The organism is Candidatus Pelagibacter sp., assembly GCF_052049815.1.
GTDB lineage: Bacteria > Pseudomonadota > Alphaproteobacteria > Pelagibacterales > Pelagibacteraceae > Pelagibacter.
The window spans coordinates 1-3,030 of record NZ_JBNGZG010000072.1; the positions used below are offsets into that span (position 1 = coordinate 1).

General features: G+C 32.0%; 3 protein-coding genes. 1 reads left to right on the forward strand and 2 read right to left on the reverse strand.

From position 1 onward, the window contains the following. Position 1 precedes the first annotated feature (1 nt). Positions 2-457, forward strand: a complete 456-nt coding sequence (bamE, locus tag ACTT9D_RS07105) for an outer membrane protein assembly factor BamE domain-containing protein (RefSeq protein ID WP_440931084.1) — start codon at positions 2-4, stop codon at positions 455-457. A 7-nt stretch (positions 458-464) separates the two neighbouring features. Here bamE and ACTT9D_RS07110 read toward each other — a convergent pair whose 3' ends face one another. Next, entirely contained in the window at positions 465-2,570 is a 2,106-nt protein-coding gene (locus ACTT9D_RS07110) for a sodium-translocating pyrophosphatase (protein ID WP_440931085.1), read from the reverse strand. 74 nt (positions 2,571-2,644) lie between these two features. Then, on the reverse strand, positions 2,645-3,030 hold a 386-nt coding region (locus ACTT9D_RS07115), incomplete at its 5' end, for an AIR synthase-related protein (RefSeq protein ID WP_440931086.1).

The window sequence follows — 3,030 nt, forward strand, 5'->3', positions numbered from 1 at the left end:
AATATTTATATTACTAACAACATTTCTAATTATAGTAAATTGCTCTTTCAATAAAGTAGTAAAAAAACATGGTGTAAGAAATCTTGAGGAAAAACAAAAAAAATTAGAAGTTAATATATCAAATAAAAATGATATCAAAAATTCCCTAGGGCCTCCATCAGTGACAAGTAAATTTGATAATGATTTATGGATTTATATTGAGAGAGAAATTACAAAAAAACCATTATTTAAATTAGGAAAAGAGGAAATTATAACAAATAATGTATTAATCGTAGAAATTAACAATAGAGGAACATTAATTAAAAAAGATTTTTTCGATATATCAAATATGAATGAATATGAATTTACAAAAGGATCAACAGATCAAAAATTTACAAAAAAATCATTCGTATATGATTTTCTGTCTAGTATGAGACAGAAAATCAACGATCCTTTAGGAAAAAGAAAGAAGCCTTAAAATATAATTAACCTGCAATTACGGCTAACAACAATAAAGCTACAATATTAGTTATTTTTATCATTGGATTAACAGCTGGGCCTGCAGTATCTTTGTATGGATCACCAACTGTATCTCCAGTTACTGCAGCTTTATGAGCCTCCGAACCTTTACCGCCATGATTACCATCTTCAATATATTTTTTTGCATTATCCCAAGCTCCACCTCCGGCAGTCATTGAAACAGCAACAAATAAACCAGTTATGATCACACCTAACAACATTGCACCAACAGCAGCTAAAGCAGCTACTTGACCGCCAATTGCTAAAATAACAAAGTACAAAACAATTGGAGATAGAACTGGTAGTAATGAAGGGATAATCATTTCCTTAATTGCTGCAACTGTCAATAAATCAACTAATTTTGCATAATCAGGTTTTTGTTTTCTTTTCATAATACCTGGGAATTTTTTAAACTGTCTTCTAACTTCAATAACTACTGCACCACCTGCTCTACCTACGGCTTGCATTCCCATCGATCCAAATAAATACGGCAACATACCACCTATTAATAATCCAACTACAACATAAGGATTTGAAAGGTCAAATGTAACAACTATACCTTCTAATTTTGAACCAACTTCTTTAGAAAAGTGTTTTATGTCCTCTGTATACGCAGCAAATAAAACTAATGCACCTAATCCAGCTGAACCTATGGCATAACCTTTAGTAACAGCTTTAGTTGTATTACCAACAGCATCTAAAGCGTCAGTTGTTTTTCTTACATTATTTGGCAGCTTGGACATTTCTGCAATACCACCAGCATTATCAGTTACAGGACCATATGCATCTAAAGCCACAACCATTCCAGCAAGAGCTAACATTGTTGTTACTGCTATTGCAATACCATACAAGCCCGCAATGTGATTAGTTAACAAAATACCACCAACGATGATTAATGCAGGAATAGCAGTTGCTTCAAGAGATATTGCTAAACCTTGAATAACATTGGTTCCATGTCCAGTTGTTGATGATTTAGCTACACTTTTAACCGGACGGTAATTTGTGCCTGTGTAATATTCAGTAACCCATATTAATAATCCTGTAATTACAAGACCAATTATTCCACAATAGTACAAATCTTTTCCAGAAAAAGTTACATCATTAAATTGATAAGTATTTTCTAAACCCAAAACATAATCAGTCACTGGGTATAAAATAGCTAAAGAAGTAACTGCTGATACAACAAAACCTTTGTAAAGAGCATTCATTACATTTTTGCTGCTACCTAATTTAACGAAAAAAGTTCCAATAATTGAAGTCAAAATACATGCGCCACCAATTGTTAATGGATAAAGCATCATATTCAAATCTCCTACAAAAAAAATAGAAGCTAAAACCATAGTTGCAACAATTGTAACTGCGTATGTTTCAAATAAGTCAGCAGCCATACCAGCACAATCTCCAACATTATCACCAACGTTGTCAGCAATTACTGCTGGATTTCTTGGATCATCTTCTGGAATACCTGCCTCTACTTTTCCAACTAAGTCAGCACCTACATCAGCACCTTTTGTAAAAATACCTCCACCTAATCTAGCGAATATTGAAATTAACGATGCACCAAAACCAAGTGCAACTAAAGCATTTACAATTTCTCTGTCATCTACACCGGCTTTTAATAATAAATAGTAGTATACTGCGATAGCTAGTAAAGCTAAGCCAGCAACTAACATACCAGTCACTGCTCCTGATTTAAAAGCAACTGCAAGTCCGCTTGCTAATCCTTTTCTAGATGCTTCAGCAGTTCTTACATTTGCTTCTACTGAAACTAACATTCCAACATAACCTGCAACACCTGAGAAGACTGCGCCAATTAAGTATCCTAATCCTACTAATGGACTAAATACATAACTAACAATTACAAGCACAACAACACCAACAATTGCAATTGTCTTATATTGTCTTGCTAAATATGCTTTAGCTCCAATTTGAATAGCTGAAGCAATCTCTTGCATTTTAGAATTTCCAGAACTTGAGTTTAAAATGTTTTTTCCAGTGAAAAAACCATAAACGATTGATAAAAGTCCTGCGATTATTGTGTAAATTAGAATATTTTCTTCTGTGTTGCTCATTTTTACCTTGATTGTATTGTTTATTTAATAATGCCCGGACAATACAAAAAAAAGTATAAAAGGCAATAGAAAGTTCAAAATTGATGCTCAAACCCCTTATAAATTTGGGCAATTTTATTACCTTTTTTACTAACAATTAAAGGCCCTTTTTGCCCAGATATTATTTTTCCAATTTTTGTAATTTTTATCTTAGATGACTTTGATATTTGATTTATGATTCTTGATTTTGTCTTATTGGCGGAAAATAAGATCTGATAATCATCACCTTGGGAGACTACATTCTCCAATTTTACCTTTTTAAGAGAAATCAGTTTACTTAACTTATTTGATATCGGGACTTCATTTAAATCAATTTCAAAAGATAAATTCTTTTTGTTAATCATTTTATTAATATCTGAAAATAATCCATCAGATAAATCAATTGAGGTATTAGCGTGCTTATTAATAAAATTAAAAAGTT

Coding starts and splice junctions, on each gene's coding strand:
- ACTT9D_RS07110 (WP_440931085.1), bottom strand. CDS start 2,570: ATGAGCAACACAGAAGAAAATATTCTAATTTACACAATAATCGCAGGA.